At 49.2% G+C, this 18,052-nt stretch carries 19 protein-coding genes; 5 read left to right on the top strand and 14 right to left on the bottom strand.

Features of this window, described 5'->3' with window-relative positions; all coding sequences use genetic code 11:
- Window positions 1-11 precede the first annotated feature (11 nt).
- The 4 genes from IPF95_08065 (at window position 12) to IPF95_08050 (ending at window position 2,047) form a co-directional block, all read left to right on the top strand.
- Window positions 12-683 (top strand): hypothetical protein, encoded by a 672-nt coding sequence (locus tag IPF95_08065; GenBank protein MBK6474654.1) that lies wholly within the window; start codon window positions 12-14, stop codon window positions 681-683.
- A gap of 211 nt (window positions 684-894) precedes the next feature.
- Entirely contained in the window at window positions 895-1,146 is a 252-nt protein-coding gene (locus IPF95_08060; protein MBK6474653.1) for a hypothetical protein, read from the top strand.
- 33 nt (window positions 1,147-1,179) lie between these two features.
- Window positions 1,180-1,380, top strand: coding sequence for a hypothetical protein (locus IPF95_08055; GenBank protein ID MBK6474652.1), 201 nt, complete (start codon window positions 1,180-1,182; stop codon window positions 1,378-1,380).
- 52 nt (window positions 1,381-1,432) lie between these two features.
- Complete coding sequence (locus IPF95_08050; GenBank protein MBK6474651.1) at window positions 1,433-2,047, top strand: LysE family transporter; 615 nt, start codon at window positions 1,433-1,435, stop codon at window positions 2,045-2,047.
- A gap of 116 nt (window positions 2,048-2,163) precedes the next feature.
- On the opposite strand, the gene IPF95_08045 is transcribed toward IPF95_08050, so the two are convergent.
- From IPF95_08045 to IPF95_08000, 10 genes are all read right to left on the bottom strand, one after another.
- The gene (locus tag IPF95_08045; protein ID MBK6474650.1) at window positions 2,164-3,309 is read right to left on the bottom strand and encodes a metal-dependent hydrolase; all 1,146 of its coding nucleotides are present in this window, start codon (window positions 3,307-3,309) and stop codon (window positions 2,164-2,166) included.
- Between the two features lies 1 nt (window position 3,310).
- On the bottom strand, window positions 3,311-4,504 hold the full coding sequence (locus IPF95_08040; GenBank protein ID MBK6474649.1) for a GNAT family N-acetyltransferase: 1,194 nt from the start codon (window positions 4,502-4,504) through the stop codon (window positions 3,311-3,313).
- A gap of 183 nt (window positions 4,505-4,687) precedes the next feature.
- The gene (locus IPF95_08035; GenBank protein MBK6474648.1) at window positions 4,688-5,422 is read right to left on the bottom strand and encodes an energy transducer TonB; all 735 of its coding nucleotides are present in this window, start codon (window positions 5,420-5,422) and stop codon (window positions 4,688-4,690) included.
- Between the two features lie 189 nt (window positions 5,423-5,611).
- Window positions 5,612-7,150, bottom strand: a complete 1,539-nt coding sequence (locus IPF95_08030) for a YifB family Mg chelatase-like AAA ATPase (protein MBK6474647.1) — start codon at window positions 7,148-7,150, stop codon at window positions 5,612-5,614.
- 207 nt (window positions 7,151-7,357) lie between these two features.
- On the bottom strand, window positions 7,358-7,957 hold the full coding sequence (gene lpcA, locus IPF95_08025) for a D-sedoheptulose 7-phosphate isomerase (protein ID MBK6474646.1): 600 nt from the start codon (window positions 7,955-7,957) through the stop codon (window positions 7,358-7,360).
- A 181-nt stretch (window positions 7,958-8,138) separates the two neighbouring features.
- Complete coding sequence (locus IPF95_08020) at window positions 8,139-10,193, bottom strand: thioredoxin family protein (GenBank protein MBK6474645.1); 2,055 nt, start codon at window positions 10,191-10,193, stop codon at window positions 8,139-8,141.
- On the bottom strand, window positions 10,194-10,643 hold the full coding sequence (locus IPF95_08015) for a sugar transporter (GenBank protein MBK6474644.1): 450 nt from the start codon (window positions 10,641-10,643) through the stop codon (window positions 10,194-10,196). It abuts the gene before it with no gap.
- A gap of 86 nt (window positions 10,644-10,729) precedes the next feature.
- Window positions 10,730-11,095 (bottom strand): hypothetical protein, encoded by a 366-nt coding sequence (locus IPF95_08010; protein ID MBK6474643.1) that lies wholly within the window; start codon window positions 11,093-11,095, stop codon window positions 10,730-10,732.
- Window positions 11,080-12,396: a tRNA lysidine(34) synthetase TilS gene (gene tilS / locus IPF95_08005; protein MBK6474642.1), complete on the bottom strand. Its 1,317-nt coding sequence runs from the start codon at window positions 12,394-12,396 to the stop codon at window positions 11,080-11,082. Before tilS ends, IPF95_08010 begins: the two co-directional genes overlap by 16 nt.
- Window positions 12,393-13,625 carry an anthranilate synthase component I family protein gene (locus IPF95_08000; GenBank protein ID MBK6474641.1) on the bottom strand — a complete coding sequence of 411 codons (1,233 nt, stop codon included), beginning with the start codon at window positions 13,623-13,625 and terminating at the stop codon, window positions 12,393-12,395. Before IPF95_08000 ends, tilS begins: the two co-directional genes overlap by 4 nt.
- Window positions 13,626-13,789: 164 nt before the next feature.
- Between IPF95_08000 and IPF95_07995 the strand changes: the two genes are divergently transcribed.
- Window positions 13,790-15,151: a T9SS type A sorting domain-containing protein gene (locus tag IPF95_07995; GenBank protein MBK6474640.1), complete on the top strand. Its 1,362-nt coding sequence runs from the start codon at window positions 13,790-13,792 to the stop codon at window positions 15,149-15,151.
- A gap of 111 nt (window positions 15,152-15,262) precedes the next feature.
- Here the strand turns inward: IPF95_07995 and IPF95_07990 are convergent, their stop codons facing one another.
- From IPF95_07990 to lnt, 4 genes are all read right to left on the bottom strand, one after another.
- Window positions 15,263-15,535, bottom strand: coding sequence for a hypothetical protein (locus tag IPF95_07990; protein ID MBK6474639.1), 273 nt, complete (start codon window positions 15,533-15,535; stop codon window positions 15,263-15,265).
- Between the two features lie 200 nt (window positions 15,536-15,735).
- Window positions 15,736-16,029, bottom strand: coding sequence for a type II toxin-antitoxin system RelE/ParE family toxin (locus IPF95_07985; GenBank protein MBK6474638.1), 294 nt, complete (start codon window positions 16,027-16,029; stop codon window positions 15,736-15,738).
- Complete coding sequence (locus IPF95_07980) at window positions 16,026-16,280, bottom strand: hypothetical protein (protein MBK6474637.1); 255 nt, start codon at window positions 16,278-16,280, stop codon at window positions 16,026-16,028. The genes IPF95_07985 and IPF95_07980 overlap by 4 nt, the downstream gene beginning before the upstream one ends.
- Window positions 16,281-16,359: 79 nt before the next feature.
- Entirely contained in the window at window positions 16,360-18,048 is a 1,689-nt protein-coding gene (gene lnt, locus IPF95_07975) for an apolipoprotein N-acyltransferase (protein ID MBK6474636.1), read from the bottom strand.
- Window positions 18,049-18,052 lie beyond the last annotated feature (4 nt).

The raw sequence follows: 18,052 nt of genomic DNA, 5'->3' as shown, positions 1-18,052 counted from the left end.
AGATTTACGTTATGCGCCGCACGCTTTGTTTTGTAATGATCCTATTTGTTTTGGGATCCGTTTGCGATCTTCATGGACAAATGACATATGGTTTTGATCTCCGGATCGGAGCGATCATGCCAATTGGAATCAGTAACGATACCTATACACAATTCAATTCTAGGAGCCTTGGGTTATCTACGGAAATGCGTGGCACATTTACCAAGCAGCTCGGTATACGATCCAAGGTGCAGTACGCTTTTGGATACCAACAGCAGTGGTTAGGGATAAAAAATAAAAGTTCTGGTCGTGGTGGCTCGACCAATGAAAGCTGGAAAGTCAGTGCTGGTTGGTTAACGCTAGGTGCTGCACCGATCATACCGCTAAGTACAGATGACGGCACCCGCTTGAAATTCGGGCTTGAACTTGTGATACCGTTATGGGCTATTAGTACAGGTTCAATAACGTACAGTAATGGTGCTGAAGATCTAACCTTCACCAGGGAACGGGTAAAGTATGGCAACACCTACGGGCAATTTATTTTCGATATTCATCAGAACATCAAGGGCAACTCGAACTACACCGTATTTTTTGGCCCCGGAGCAGCGGTTTGGTTTACGCAACCGTCTAAGTTCATAGGGCAAATTTCGCAGGTGTATCTCACTTTGACGCTCGAACGGAAGATCGCTAAACGCCAGGAATGATCAAAACTGGAACATTGTGGAAGTATGCTTTAGGTCAGTTGCTCTGTGTTTCAGGAAACTTAGCCTTGATCGACCACTGTTCAGCACAACGGAATATTAGTGTTGGTCCATTCTTAGGAAGGTCGTAACAACCTACGGCAATGTAGTTCGCACTAGTGCATCGACGGATGGTCGTTCGGGTTACGGGGCACAGTTGCTTTATGCAGAGCCTATGACGGAAAAAGCGGAGAACTTTGTTGGGTTCGGCTACCATGTACAAAATGTAGAATGGAACATAATCAGTGGGGGGCAAATTGGTTCGCCCACGAATAGTATGACCGTACGGGCAAGCTACTTTTCAATGATCCTTGGTGCTAAGTGGTATGTGGACAATACCAAGCATTTCTCATTCTGCCTTGACGTTCAAGGAGATCTTCCGATCACGAATAAGGCAACTGGTCGACGGCTCGCCTATATCCCATGAGTTGTTGACAGCAACACCGTTATCAATGGAAAATTGAGCAACTACGGAAATTTCAACGTCATACCGACCATTGGGTTCGATTATCAACGGCCTATCAATGCAAGGTATAGTTGGGGTATTGGCTGTTACTTCCAATATGGTCTCACAGCGCAATGGGATGATCATTTGCCAACCGGGGAAGGTGGTATCCGGATCTTCGTGAAACGCAATTTTATCAAAAGGATCAAAACCTGAACAGCGAAGCTCCTAGTTGCTCGTATAAGTTCGCCCACCCTACCTTTCGGCCATGCCAATTTTGGAAGGACTTGGTTATGGTGTGATCACCGCATTCTTGATCGGCCCTGTGTTCTTTACGTTGCTACGCGCAGCGATGGACTATGGATTCTGGGGCGGTGCATCCGTGGCGCTCGGTATCATTACTTCGGATGTTCTCGTTGCGCTCATTTGTATGACAGGTGCCATTGCATTGTTCGAGGGCAACGTGAACGAAGGATGGCTTGCATTGGCGGCAGGAATTATTCTCGCAGTCCTAGGGGCGTGGTACACCTTCAATTCCAACGCGAATAAGGATCAGGAAGTACGGCTGGGGAGTAAGAATGCACTTGGCCTCTACACTGCTGGTTTCCTCGTGAACTTCATCAATCCTTTCGTGTTCGTGGTATGGACCGGATATTCATTACGCGCAAGTGCTGGGTATGCTGCGGATCACAATGAATGGTTGTTCATCATCTCCATTCTTGTAGGGATCTTCTTGACCGACATCGTGAAATCCGCACTAGCGCCGAAGCTTAGAAAAATACTTGCTCCTCACCTATTGAAGAAGGTGTATCGCGGCATCGGCATCGTGCTTTTGCTTTTCAGTATTCGGGTGTTCATTCATGCATACACCCATTGGTCATGATGTACGGCCCTTCAGATACACGTGATCGAAGCATTTGAATTCTTGAATACAGAACTGCACAGGTTGTTCAATATCCCAGCTGCACTGCACGCTCTGACCCATTGGCCCGGAACAATTCATTCCCCCTTTATCCTTTGCCAAAGCTCACCCATCACTGCCTTGAATAGTTGACCATCAACCGCAGGTGGTGGCTTCAATTCAACGCGTAGGTCATTGCCATCGGGTATCAGCTTATAAGAGTATACAAAAGGTTTATCGACGGAAGGTGCTCCCATTTGACCGAACCGTAGATCACAGAATACCAGCGTGTCATTCTCAAGTTTGATGACGTAGTTATCATCGGATAGTCGGATCAGTCGTTCAATTTTATCATGACCGGACCACTTGCAAAGTAGGCCATGGTTCTTTGGGATCGTAACTAGATCAACCTCAGGTTTCGTATCGAGCAAGGAATGGTATCCAAGAAAGTAATTATCGCCACTGTTGATATTGGTTGTCCAAAGGATCGAATTGAATGGCGTGGGTCTTGTGGATATGCCCGAATACGACAGGCCTTGACGTTCAATGGAATCGCGAATGTTCCTATAGCCAATGAATTTGAATGCGATCGTCAGGACCATGTAGACCGAGCTCAAGATCAGCCCGAAGTTGTTGATCAGCCGCCGTCGTGGATCCGTGCGCTTGAAGAACATGGCTAGCGCAACACAGATCAAGAACGGCACCGTGTAGAGCGGATCCACAACAAAGATGTTATTGTATGCGACCTTAACCGGAAGCGGCCAGAACAATTGCGTGCCCCACGTAGTATGGCAGTCAAGTAATGGGTGTGTTATGAGGCTCCACCAGAACAATTTCGTCCAATCCACTATTGATGCCTCGTCAGTCCTATTGCCTTTCCACACGATCAGTGCGACGATCAATGACGTACCGGCCATGAGCATGACGTAGGCACTGGTCGTCGCCAACCCTTGGAGGAAGACCCATGCGATGAGCAGAATAAAAACCGCCAGAAGTGATCGTCTGTTATTCTTCACCCACCAACCAAGCACTGGTGCCATCACCGCAGAGAAGAGGATGGAATGCGTTATACCGCGATGCAATTCATTGGCTCTAAGGTCATCGAACAGCGAGCGGTTCAGAACATCAAGATCCGGTATTGTACCAGCGATGGCACCCCACAATATGGCTTTGTTCCCAAGTTTTTTTCCGAGCACAAGTTCCCCTACCGCGGCTCCCAACACGATCTGCGTTAGTGAATCCATTTTACGCCGTCACCTTCTTGAAGGGTTCACGTAGTTCGAATTTGTTCGGGACCACTCCACGGATGAATGGCCCAATGACCTTGTTCGCTAACCGGTTACGGTGTTTTACGTACCACACCAACGGCTGTGGTAAGGCGCCGATGTTGCTTTTTGCTTGTTCCGCGGTCCGCCCGAATTTGATGGTTCGAAGATCGTTCTCCAGCGCGTATTCCAGCAGATCGATCAACATGCGCTGATAGATGAAATGTTCTTGATCCAGATCATAATTGATGCCTACGAACTGTGCATCAAGCGTATCGTGATGAATGAACGCTGCACTGAATCCGACCAGCTCATCATTCAAATAGAAACCATGGAACATCAACTTATCCCCTAACAGCGTTTTCCATGGCGCATATACCGCAACGTTCAGCCTTCCGAAAATGAATGGTGCCCGGTCAAGCACTTCGTTGAACAACTTTTGAAGATCAGGTATCGCCTGCTGGATCGCTTCACTTGTGAGGTCTTTGATCTCCAATGCAGATGACCGGCCCATGATCGAATTAATGCGCGTTCGCGCCTTTGAATTAAGAGCATTTGTGTATCCGTTGAGATCCTTCCAACCTGGATCCACGTTCATTACCATGTTCACGTCCATGGCCAAGGGGTGATACCCTTTATTTTCAAGGACCTCCGCATTATTGATCTGTCCGGCTCCGACTTCCTTGAAGATCATGACGGAAGGTTTCGGCCCTGATCGCTCGTCGGATCGCAACTGGCGCATTGCTGTTTCCAGTGCTTTCAATTGCTCATCATGCGGGATCCCGTTGATGAAGTGAGCGCCGTGTTCCCCGCAATGAAAGATATTCCCGCAGACAAGACTCCGCACCTTCAGATCCTTAACGATCCTTGCACCTAATCCAGCGCCCAACCTGCGCACGGCATCGCGATGATCGCTTCCGTTATCCACAAGCTCAGCCAATTGAAAATAGGCTATCCCGATCGGCTGATATTGCTCGCAATAGAACAAAGCGTATCGGAAACCCATCGATCCGACCATCACATCTTCCAATGCCATTAGGTGATCATAACACAGATACGGCCTTGCATCGTTGGCCACTTTCTCCCAATCCTCTCGATGGATCAAGTGGATCGAATCATGTATGCTCAGTCTCAGAGCAGGCCTATCCACTGGACAATGTGGTAAAAATGACATGTGATGCTAAGTCCGATTCAAGGAGCCCCTATTTACACAGCAAAACTAACGGTTGCGATCAGTAGGAAGCTCCCCAATGGTTGAACGGTCTCACGGAACATCGAATGGTACTTGAAAAGCGCGCAAACCACAAAAAGCCTCAAACAAAGAGGCTTTCAAGTGGTCTCAATATGTAGACCGGGTTCAGAATTTCACTGGCACGTCCAATTGAACACGCACTGCACGCCCTTTTTCCACTCCTACATCCCAAGGAGAACTGGCTTGAACTGCTTCAATAACTTTCGCTCGAATGACCTTGTCGTCGTTTCCGACCACTTTGATATCACTCAATTCACCGTCCTTCTCAACAATGAAGCTGGCAGTGATCTCACCCTTCACTTTCGTGCGGACCGAGTTGGCCACAGAACTTTTGACGTAGTGCTTGAACACCTTTTCATTACCTCCTTTGTACTTTGGCATGGTCTGGACCATTGTGTAGACAATATTCTCCAGAACCTTCGTGTCGTAGATCTTCTCCGCTAGTTCGTTTCCATTCGCATCGAAACGTTCCCATAGGCCCGATTTCAATCCCATTTCATACGTACCGCGGCTTTCCACCTTTCCATTCGGGTGGTAGTAAGTAAATAGCCCATCTTCTATCGATAACGCCTTATCGGCATAGACTCCTTCCACTTTCAATACACCTTCTATGGAATATGTCTTGCCAACAAAATGATCTCCTTGCTTTCCATCAGCATTCCGGAAATAGGCGGCCTTTTTCTTTTCCGTAGTGGTGAGAACGTTGCTCAAATACTGCGGTTCTGCGTCTTGAGCATTCAGGGTCAATGACAGGATCGATGAGGCGATCAAAATGACCAAGGAGGAGGCGATACTTCGTAGCGTGTAATACATGTCGTTGCCCGTAGTACGTATGGCCAACGAAGATTGTTTCGATAGTTAGGCAACTGGTCTCCAGGAACGTGTGCTAAAGGCCATAGTTATTGCGACACTATTGGTGGATCGCACAAACTGGATAGATCATTCCATGAGAGCTCGCGACCAAAAAATGATGGCACGAACATGTTGGAATCGATCATGGCCAGATTGTATACCAGGATCTCCAAATGGCTACCCGGCCCACCCTTCCCTATCCAAGCTCCGGTATTGGATCGCTTCCGCCAAATGCTCTGTTCGGATATCGTCGCTACCACCCAGATCAGCGATCGTACGTGCAACTTTCAGGATCCGATCATACGCTCTTGCGCTTAGACCAAGCCGGTCCATGGCTTTCTCCAGCAGATTCTTCCCGACTTCATCGATCCGACAGATATCCCTAAGCTCTTTACTACCCATTTGTGCGTTGCAGTGTATCTGGGTATTGGCGTATCGATCCTGTTGCACGTTTCTTGCTACGATCACGCGTTCACGCATAGTCACACTTTTCTCCGTGGCACGTTCTGCACTCAGTTCACTGAAAGGAACGGGGGTTACTTCAATGTGGATATCAATGCGATCCAATAATGGACCACTAACCTTGTTCAAATACTTCTGCACCACACCGGGACCACATACACAGGCTTTATCCGGGTGATTGTAATACCCGCATGGACATGGGTTCATGGCCGCCACGAGCATAAAGCTGGTCGGGTATTCCACGGAGAACTTTGCCCTACTGATCGTGACCGTGCGATCTTCCAATGGCTGCCGAAGAACCTCTAGGACCTGCCGTTTGAATTCAGGCAATTCATCCAGGAACAATACACCGTTGTGCGCAAGGCTTATTTCACCGGGTTGCGGATATGAACCGCCACCGACCAATGCGACGTCGCTGATCGTATGGTGCGGCGAACGATAGGGGCGTACGCTCAGTAAGCTGTCGTTCTTATTCAGTTTACCTGCCACACTGTGGATCTTTGTGGTCTCCAATGCTTCATCGATGGTAAGCGGCGGAAGGATCGTTGGCAAGCGCTTTGCGAGCATGGTCTTTCCGGAACCCGGCGGGCCTATCAGGATGATGTTATGCCCACCTGCAGCAGCGATCTCAAACGCTCGCTTAATATTCTCCTGCCCTTTCACATCAGCAATATCCACCGGGTAATTACGACTGCTATTGGCAAACTCAGCAGCAATATCCACCACGGTCGGTTGCAGGTCACTACGGCCATTCAATAGGTCCACCACCTCCGTGAGGTGCGAAACACCATAGACCGTAAGATCATTAACGATGGCAGCTTCCCTCGCATTCTCGAATGGCAGTATAACGCCTTTGAATCCTTTGGCCTTCGCCTCGATCGCAATTGGCAATGCACCTTTGATCGGCCTTATGCCACCATCCAAGGACAATTCACCCATCACCAAATACGATTCCAACATTTCCGCAGGCACTTGATCGGTAGCGGCCAATAACCCAACAGCAAGTGGTAGGTCATACGCCGTTCCTTCTTTACGGATATCTGCGGGCGCAAGGTTGATGGTTACTCCTTTGCCTCTCGGGAAATATAAACCGTTGTTACGGAGCGCTGCGTCCATGCGCTGCTGGCTCTCCTTAACGGCACTGTCCGGCAGGCCCACCAAAAAAAAGAAAGCACCATTCTCCACATTCACTTCAGCCGTAACAATTGTGGCATTGATGCCGAATACCGCTGATCCGAAAACTTTAACGAGCATTTAATCTTTGGGTGAGTGGTAAGCGGTAACAGGTAAATAGAACACAGATGACGCTGAAAGGGATGATCAACGCAGATACTAATTGGAGCAGTGAAATACGATATGGTTCTCGGTATGTGTTATGACAGGTAGGTTTTTCATTCTTCATTTCCTTTCACCATTCACTTTTCACTTTCTTGGTTTCCGAGCGTAGTCGAGGCACACTTCTCAATAGATCTCCGATCGTTTCGGCAACGCCATATCACGCTCTATGTGATCAATGAGCGCATGGATCACTTTGATGTGTACTTCTTGAATGCGATCTGCAAAGCCATCATGCGGCACGCGCACTTCGACCGTACACAGCTCAGCCAGTTTCCCTCCGTCCTTGCCTGTAAGTCCGATCACATGCATGTTCTTAGCACGCGCCACTTCTGCTGCGCAAAGAATATTTGGACTATTACCACTGGTACTGATAGCGAGCAGGACATCACCTTCGCGACCATGTGCTTTTACGAAGCGCGAGAAAACATGCTCCCAACCATAATCGTTCGCTACACAGGTAAGATGGCTCGGGTCGCTGATGCTGAGTGCTGCAATTGGTTCGCGACCTCCGCGAAAACGTCCAGTGAGCTCTTCCGCAAAGTGCATAGCGTCGCACATGCTCCCACCGTTGCCACAACTGATCACCTTGGCACCTTGTTTCAGGCAATAGGACATGAACGCTGCAGCTTGTTCGATAGCGGCAATGTTCGCCGGGTCTTCCGAGAACCGCTTCAGTACATCGGCAGCTTCGGCAAAATGGGATCGGATGCGGTCTTGTGTCATCTCGTCAAAGATGCGGGTTTATTGGTTGTTAGGGGCTTAGAAAAGTAAGAAAGCGAGAAAGTGAAAAAGTGAGGTAGAATGCCACAGCAGTTCACCTACTCACGAAAGACGATCCGGTAGTTTCATGAATATGATCATCTTCCTTGCAATGATCAAGAATGTTTGTTGGGAACAAGGCTCACTACCGCTCAGCGCGCAACCCCAGTTTAGTCATGCCTTGCAGACCGCGATCCAGGAATACACCGTAATCCGCCTTGTCCGGCGTATAGCCCACGGGGTCCGTCAGCAGCTTACCATCCGGGCTCAGAAGAACATAAAGCGGCTGGCTTACCTGACCAAAGGACTCACTTTGCAAGGTTGCCCACTTGTTGCCTTCGGTCAGGATCAATTTTTTTTGTCCTCGGCAGTTGATGTAAATGTGTTGGTCCTCTTTCGCCAACTCGCGTTTATCATCGACGTACAAGGAGACAAGCACATATTCGTCGCGGATCACTTCCAGGATCTCGGGTTCGCTCCAGACAGTCTCTTCCATCTTGCGGCAATTCACGCAGGCCCAACCGGTATTATCCACCAGCATTGGTTTGCCGCTTCTTCGTGCAACGGCCTGTCCTTCTTCAAGATCGTGATAACATTCCAATGCCAACGGGCATTCACTATCCTGATGATACAAACTATAGAAGAGCGGTGGCGGGAAACCGCTGAGTAGTTTCAGGTTACGCATGGAACTGTTCGTAAGGCCAGGGACCAAATACAACACGAACGCAGTTACAAGTGCACCAAGCGCCATGCGCATTTTTGTTGGTTTTGCCGGTCCGTCGTGCGGAAATTTGATAAAGCCGAAAAGGTATGCCGCGAGTCCGATACCGATAATGACCCACAGGGCAATGAACACTTCGCGTTTAAGCAATCCCCAATTCATTACGAGATCGGCATTGCTTAGGAATTTGATAGCCAATGCCAGTTCGATGAAACCCAATACAACCTTTACAGTGTTCAACCAACTACCGGAACGTGGCAAGGAGTTGAGCCATTGCGGAAACAACGCAAAAAGCGCAAAGGGTAATGCCAACGCCAGACCGAAGCCACCCATTCCTGCGGTCAGTTGCCATGCACCACCATCTGCTGTGAGCGCACCGGCCAGCAAAGAACCCAGTATTGGACCCGTACAGCTGAATGAAACCAGTGCGAGTGTGAGTGCCATGAAGAAGATCCCGATCATACCTCCGGACTTGCTCGCATTGGCATCCATCTTGTTCACCCAACTACTCGGCAATTGTATCTCGAAATATCCGAAGAACGAGATGGCGAAAATGATGAAGATCACGAAAAAGAAAACGTTCAGCCACGGATTGGTACTCACCTCGTTGAATATCTCCTCGTTGACGCTACCCAGCAAATGGAAGGGTAAGCTGAAGAGCAGGTAGATCAACAGAATGAAGCCTCCGTAAGTGATCGCGTTGGTCATTCCTTTCTTACGATCCTCACTTCCCTTGGTAAAGAAGCTCACCGTTAACGGGATCATCGGGAAAACGCAAGGTGTAAGTAGTGCAACCAATCCACCAATGAACCCAAGGAAGAAGAGGGTCCAAAGACTGCTGTTCTTATGGTCCGTACGCTCGCCTGGTATCACTGGTGCTTCCAGGTCCAGACCCGGTAATTTGTAGATACCATCCGCGCAGGAAACAACATTATACCCTGTAAGGTCGTAGGGCACGGAGCTTAGGTTAAAAGATGCACTATCCGTACTGTATTGCCAGTATACGACTTGAGGAGGCAGACACGTAACATCGTTACAGGTCATGTATTCGAACTGCCCCTGAAGCGGCACTTCGTTCACCAAGAGATCGACCTTGCGCTTGAAATCAACGTTGTGCTTGAATTTTTTCACTTCCATATCGAACACGGGATCGTGTCCTTGGATGGTGTGTTCGCTCACCTCGATCACTTCCCCTTTGGCGTTCTGGTGTGCGAGCGAATCGAATTCAAAGCGGCTCGGCAACGGCCCCATCTCTCCGAAATTCTCTACGGAATAGACCGACCATCCTTCATCGATATCCGCATGGAAATTCACTTCCCATTCATTCCCGGTGGTTGATGTTGCACTAACGGACCACGCCACTTTATCCTGAACTGGATCCAGTTTGATCGACCTGGCATCTTTAGCCTTAGGTGCATCCACGGCGCAACCGACCAATAACAAGGAGGTGAGAACCGCGTACAAAAATTGCTTGACCATCTACTTCGCTGAACTGGCAGGGACAACAATGCTAAAAGGAACCACTTTCGGTGGTAAACATGTTTTGTCGTTACAGACCATATATTCCAATTCGCCTTCAACATTAAAGGCATCATTCGTTGCGCGTTTTATTGGTAGAACGAAAACAGGGCTACCGGAATGATGTCGAACATCCATAGCGAAATTGATATCATATTCTTCCACTGGTTCAGGTTCGATCAATTCACCGGAAGCCACCCAATCATTTGTTTGTTTGAATGTGAAGGATGTGGCGATCGGTCCTTGATCACTGGGTAGTGAGATCGAATAAAGATGCCAACCTTCCTCCAATGTGGCCTGCAACTGCACGTTCACGATACCATCAGCACTCGGTTCGGCTGAGAACATCCACTTTGCTGGGTCACTAGGTGTAGATTGAAGAAGCGTGAGAAGAAATAGTAAGTACATCATGTTAGGTACAACAAAAATAGCCCATTCCGTTGGAAGAGACTCCAAGGGCTTCAGAAGATCCTTGTTTTCCTAAGGACAGGAATTTCCTAAGGGATGTACACACTAAGCACCCTTGCGATCGGAATGGACATACCGTATTTCAGGACGATATTGTCCGGATCGAAGGTCCAGATGGTGGTTTCTACCGCCTTCATACCTTCATCATCCTCGAAAACTATGCGGCATTTTCCATGCTCCGCATTCCCTAAACGGGTAGCACGCTGCATACTGGAATAATTTGCATTACGCTCCTCATCCGTAAGGGAGAGCGGTTGCTTTGGAAAGCGCAAGGAAGATATCAATTCCTTAGCGATCAATTTAGCATTCGGGAAAAGCATGTTGGTTGGAATTGTGGCCTTAAGATAGGCGATCCACAGCCCGTTCGACACTATCGGGATCAAATTCCTTTCCACGTTATTCGGAGCACTTTATCCGAAAAGTCCGATCCTTGTGATCCTTCCGCAATACGATGCCCACATAACCATACGATCCGCTCTCGCGCAACAAGAACATAGGTCCGTTCTTTAACATTTCTAGGGGTCTTCTGATCGATCAATAGATCGCTCACCAACTTGGAACCACCAAGGCCTATGGGGTTCATACGATCGCCAGGTTTCCATGGGCGAAGGGTCCATGGAAATGGTACGTTGACGGCATCCAGCCATGCGACGCTATTTCCCTGGTCTAAGTCCATATCCTTCGCATCCACAATTGAAACAGAGATCGGCAACGATCCATTCAGATCATCCATGGAACCGATCCTGAATTCCGGTGGTGTTGGCTGAACCTTTTCCATGATCAACTCATCCCGATCAACTACAACGGTATAGCCACCATCCATGAAATGCGCACCCGTATTACCCGTTTCGATGGCCGAAAGGATATCCGCGATGCGATCTGGATGATACCCTTTGTCCCGTAGAAGACGATGAAGGATCAAGCCTGGCATATGCGAAGTCCGGAGCAGTTCGAATGGTACGCGCAATGCTCCATGGCTATCCGGGATCAACGACATCATCGCTTCATTCAACCGTGATCCAAGAACAACGGTCATTTCTCGCAAAAGCTGAACATTGCGTTGCATAACAATTCTGGTTCCTGGTCTTACCTCCTCCAACAAAGGCAACACCTCATGTCGAACACGATTGCGCAAGTATTTCGGGTCGGTATTTGAGCGGTCCTCACGAAAGGCAATATGGTATTTCTCCGCGTATTCCAGGATCTCCTTGCGTGAGATCTGCAATAGTGGCCGTACGAATGGACCGTTGCGCGGAGGAATGGAGCCCCACCTGGATGGGCCAATGCCTTGCATCATATCCATTAGCAGTGTTTCCACAGCGTCATCCGCATGATGTGCGGTTGCCAGAACCGATGGCCCTAGATCCACAAGTGAATTGAACCACTCATAACGCAGTTCCCGAGCGGCCATCTGCACGGACCGTCCTTGGCTTATGAGCTCTGAAAGATCCACACGAGTTGAACTGAATGGGATATGCTTTGCCTTACAATGCGCTTCGACGAAGTGAAGATCCGCAGCACTTTCCGCACCACGTAGACCATGATCCACATGCGCTACATGACAAACGTGGCCAAGCTTCCGGAGTGCATCCAACAACACCATGCTATCCACCCCTCCGCTTACGGCTACCCACATGGGCTGGCCGGGCAACGCCAATTCCTGCGAAGCGATAGATCGTTCTACGCTAGCGATCATTGCAAAGCATCAAGGACGGAACGCGCTTTCAGCTCACACTCATCCCATTCCTTTTCAGGATCACAATTTGCTGTAAGCGCTCCTCCTGTTACTAGGGTCACCATGTGTTGAGCCGCATTGAAGAATAAGGTGCGGATAACGACATTAAGGTCTGCGGTTCCATCCGGCGCGAAAAACCCCATTGTTCCACTGAAAAGTCCACGACACTGATCCTCCAGTTCATCGATCAATTGCATTGAACGGTACTTCGGTGCACCAGTCATGCTTGCCATTGGGAATGAAGCTAGAACCGCATCATAAGGCGTAATTCCTTCCTTCAATTCAGCCCTAACGGTGCTTGTCATTTGAAATACTTTCCCATGCGGACGCACCGCACAAAGTTCGTCCACGATCACTGACCGGCGCTTTGCAATACGCGAAAGGTCATTGCGCATTACATCCAGCGCCATTATGTTCTCTGCACGTTCCTTTGGGTCCTTGGCCAACTCGATCGCGATCCGTTCATCTTCAACAGCGCTACCGCTCCTTGCCCGTGTGCCCTTCATCGGTTGTGCCATTACTTGGTCTCCCTTGAATGCTAAGAATCGCTCTGGACTTGCACATAAAGCAAACCGCTCGCCTATTCGCAAGAATCCAGCATGTTCTGCATTCGTTCTTGAGAACAAGTGTATGAATGCATTGAACGGATCCCAATCAGCATCAACTTCCGCGTGCCGCGAGGTACAGTAATTCACTTCGTAGATATCTCCGCGGCGGATGTACTTCAATAATGCATTCACGGCGTCGATATAATTCGTTCGCGGGGTACGTGAGATCCACTTCCTGACCCGCCCACCCTGAACTTCGGAGTCATTCCGGAACAGCACGTTGGCAAGCTCCCTACCTGCACTTTCATCCGATCCGTGCACATGCAACACACATCCCTTATCATTCATCTCGAACACGAAACGGGGCACGAACCAATAGCTCGTTGGGTAACCCAGTTCATCCTTCGATCGGGAGTGAAGGCCTTCCAACGAATTCTTCATTTCGTAGCTCAGGAACCCGAATACCCATTCCTGAATGGCCTTATTTTTAGCAAGATCCGGGCTTTCAATAGCGCTCAGTTCATCAATACCTAGGACCCAGCGCCGCTCATCGCCTACATTTCGGAACATGAACCGTTGATACTGACGTAGAGCGGAAAAGTCGATCACCGGGTCGACATTCAAGGCAATTGTGCGACGCATTCAAGGGGCCAAGTTATCGGGAAGTGGCATAATTTGAGATAAATCAGACCTTGATCGTAGTTCGTAACAGATCCTTATGCTATCTTTATTATTGGTTTGGGATTATTCCTCAATGATCTCAGGCCACTTTTTCGGGGTTTCTACGTCTATACTATGACCCGCTCATGAAATACAAAGACCAGCTAATTCCATCTGAAAGCATATGCCCATCACTGAATTGGGCATTGCCGCTCATGGCATGTGTAATACTAAGTCTCTGTCCTGCTCTTATGAATGCACAAGGAAGATTGTTCCTGAACAACGATGTTCGAGTGGTGATCGATAATGGAGCATGGCTGGTTATTCAGAATCCCGCACAGGATGCGATAACGACCATGGGTACGGGAGGAATGATCATTAGCGAGGCCGAGAATGATCGGATCCGCTGGAACGTAGGTAACGCAGCGGCGGGTAACACGTACGTAATTCCTTATGCTTCGGCGCTTGGAACTAAGATCCCCTTCACCTGTGCAGTAACCGGAAGCGGTACCGGCACAGCAACCTCTTCAATCGTTTTCGCCACGTACAACCACACTGTTGGTGCGGCCACTTGGGATAATAACTCCTACCGACCGAGTGATGTTACGCATATGAACAACTGGCAGACCGGCACTGCTTTGACGCCAATTGCCACGAATGAGTCGCGCCATGTTGTGGACCGGTTCTGGATCGTTGATGTGAATGTTTTTGGTTATGCGTTCACCGGTAATCCCAACCTGACCTTGGGTTTCACGTATAGCCCTACCGAAGATATTCAAGCCGGGAACTTGATCGCTGGAATTCCGTTGGGAGCGCAAAGATTCAATTCCGGTGTAAATAAATGGGGCGACTTTGCACCCGGTGTTGGAGCTTGGGCATTAGGTACCGTAACCAATGCTGTGGTTCCTCCAGGCGACTTGTTCAGATCCTGGACACTTTCTGACATTCTAAACCCGCTTCCCGTTGAACTGATCCGTTTCGATGCTCAATGTGATGCGAATACCGTAACCGTTTCGTGGACGACCGCCAGTGAACGAGATAACGATTTCTTCACCATCGAACGAAGTACTGATGGCGAACAGTATATTTCGTTGGGACAAGTGGCTGGAGCGGGCACGAGTCTTCAAGTGATCGAATACAGCTTCGTTGATCAGGCTCCACCAAGCAATGCGTTCTACAGACTACGCCAGACCGACACGAACGGAGACGAGAAGGTGAGTGATGTAAGAACGACTTCTTGTTCAGGTAGTGGCGAGACAGCGATCATCAATAGCTGGGACGATGGCTTGAACCTGAATGTTCTTGTTACTATGGCGCATGATCAGAATCAGGTCATTCGGTTATTCGATGCAAGCGGAAAAATGGTTTGGGAGCAGAACACGGTTGCGTTCCCGGAAGGGTTGAGCACGATCAAGATCCCGAAAAGTTCACTGAACAGCGGTATCTACGTTGTACGGTTCGATGGACAGAACGGGGTGATGTCACGAAGGGTTCCGTTGGTGCGCTAAGGCCGGATGCTATGCGGCGAATCTAATGCTGATTCAGGCTTCAAGTTAGCAGCTACGCCCCCTCATCCCAGCTCAAATCAAGGAGCAGCCGATAGACCAAACGGAGGTTTTTCATGGATCGGCGGTGGTTGAAAACAACTCCAATGCCTGCATAACTCGACGCTCCAATTCAGCGTCGTCATAGTACTCTGGAGCCTCAGACCTCAGTTGCACATCTGGTTCGTAGTAGTCCAAGTCCACCGCCAGTTCTTGAACCACTTCGGCGTATTTCTCTGGAATTTCATCAGGTGTATTCCACGCAAGAAATTGAATGCTGCGGATGTGCTGCATTCGATTGCTTGTATCGGTCAGTATCCCACGGATGGTATCTACCACTTCGGTCATGGCAAAGGCAATAGGTGCTTAAGTATTCTGCTTCTAGGCATGACCGTAGTAACTAGGCTAAGAAGCGGATTAGTACCTAAATCGCTGCAGGGTCTGTCCGCACTTTGGCGGACGACCCTGTGGCTTGAAAGCGCAATTGATAGGTATGTCATCACTTTTCAGATCACCTGCAAGATAACCTTCACCTTGCATCGGCTTATCTAAGGTCCGAATTTCTTGCTTGGTTTTCGACTGGTGTGGCGAACTTGGAAAACCAAAACGGTTTGACCCTTAATGTCATAGACCACACGGTACTTCAGCTTATATAAAAACACATAGCGATAAGGTGATTTTCGCACTTGACAACCAAAAGGGTTCGCACAGATACTTTTATAGCATGCATCCAACTCCTTCAAGAAGCGCATTCCTGAACCCGATCTGATTCCTTCGCAATCGAAATAGATCCTTGTTACTTCCTTAATAACACTAGGTGAAACTTCTAGGTCGTAGTTCATTTACGCTCAGCAGCGATCAATCGGGCAATCTCTTCCTTCGCCTCCTTTTCCGTGAGGAACTTCACCTCTCCGGTATCACGTTTAGACCGCATTTCTTCGAATTCTGCATATTCCTCATCTGTGATATCATCCTCCTCAGCAACGACCGGCACCTCCTTTTTAAAGAAGTTGGCCACCTTGCGAAGCGTCTTCTCGTCTGCAATGGATAACAGTTGTTGCACTAGTTCCAGTTTGGTAGTTGCGATATTCATGACGAGCCAGTTGTATCGGTAAAGTTAGGGCGAAATGGAATGGAACGTGATAGCCATTCATTCTGTGCCACTTTCAGATCTAAGGCATAAACCGTTTCACCACCAACGCCACAAAGAACCCGGCTGCAAAGAACATCGCTACCAATCCGATGAGATCTCCGTGGGCAGCATAGAAGGTGATCTTTTCGTTCAAGTTGACAGTGGATCGGATCACGGTGGGCACCCACCAATCCGTGTGATCGCGCAACACGCCGCGTTGATCGCTAAAGCAGGAGATGCCTGTATTTGCGGAACGTGCAACATCCCTGCGCATTTCAATGGCACGGATGGTCGCGAAGGTGATGTGTTGCTTGTAGCCAGGTGAATCACCCCACCAACCATCATTGGTAATTACCGCAAGCAGATTCCCACCATTGCGCACGTGCGCTGCAATGTGTTCTCCGAATTCGGACTCGTAACAGATCGCTGGAATCACACGAAGGTTAGAATTTCCATCCTTCAGGACCGAGCGGATCTTCTGTTTCCCAAGCGACCCTGTGGTGCCGCCAAGATCAACTACTAGCGCACCGATAGGTCCGAGAACGTTCTCGAACGGGAGTTGTTCTACACCAGCTACCAGTTTGGATTTATGGTAGCTTTCGATGGGGCCTTTCGCAGGAACCCATAACGCAGCATTATATGCAACATACCATCGTTGTTCGGCTTCCATCCCCGGAGGTATATCTCTGTACAGCGGTCTTGCAGCCATGGGTCGTGGTCCTGTTGCGGGATAGAGGCTATCACTGTTCATGCCCGCCAGAATGGATACGTGTGGAAACTCTGCTTGGAACTTTTTTATGCGCTGTACGCTTTTGGAAGCGGCCAGGTCATTCTCCCAAAGTCCCAGGAATTGTTGTGTTCCGGAACTGCCATCCACGGTTGCGTTCTCTTGCAAGGCGGTCTCGGGCAACAGGACCAACCGCGTGCTATCGGTGATCATCATCTTTGCCAAGGATAGCATCCGGTCCAATTGAATGAGCGCATCCACCCCACCGAATTTTTCGTTGTACGGATCGATGTTCGGTTGCACGACAACCACTTCCGCAGTTGAACCTTCTTGCTGATACGTGTAGAACCGCGCTAATGAGATCGACAGCGGGATGGCAACCAGAGCTACAACAAATGAAACGTTCGCAAGGATCCTTTTTCGAGGAGCATTTCCGAGCCACGCAACAATTGCCTGATCAAGGATCAGTGTGACCAGTAGTACCCAAAGTGTTCCACCCAACATTCCAGTGATCTCATACCACTGGACCCACGCAGGTTGTGTGCCGAAGACATTGCCAATGGAGAACCATGGCCATTGAAGGTCCCAGCCGTGATGCAGCCGTTCGAATGCGATCCAGAATACGATGAATGCCCAAGTAGCCCATTGCATTCCGAACCGTTTGTTCACGACACGCTTCAGCCACCACGGGATGGTCATCAACAATGAATTCACGACCAGCGGTGCGGTGCCACTTACCAGGCGTGTATCCAGCGGTTCGCTAACATTGTAGAACCACCAAGCACCTAGTCCATTCCAGATCAGCGTTGCGATCCAGACATAAGGGAAGAACGATCGTGCCTTGTTCGCGGTGCGTTGCGAATGCAATCGTTCGGCGTGAAGCAGTGGTAACCATGCAAAAAATGCGACCCACGTAAAACCACCAACATAGGGCCAAGCCAATGACCATAGAAGTCCGGATCCCGCAGCCCATGCCGCAACACGGGCACGGGTTATCTCCATCCTT

The organism is Flavobacteriales bacterium, from assembly GCA_016704485.1.
Taxonomy (GTDB): Bacteria; Bacteroidota; Bacteroidia; order Flavobacteriales_F; family PHOS-HE28; genus PHOS-HE28.
This window is presented reverse-complemented; position numbering and strand designations above follow the sequence as displayed.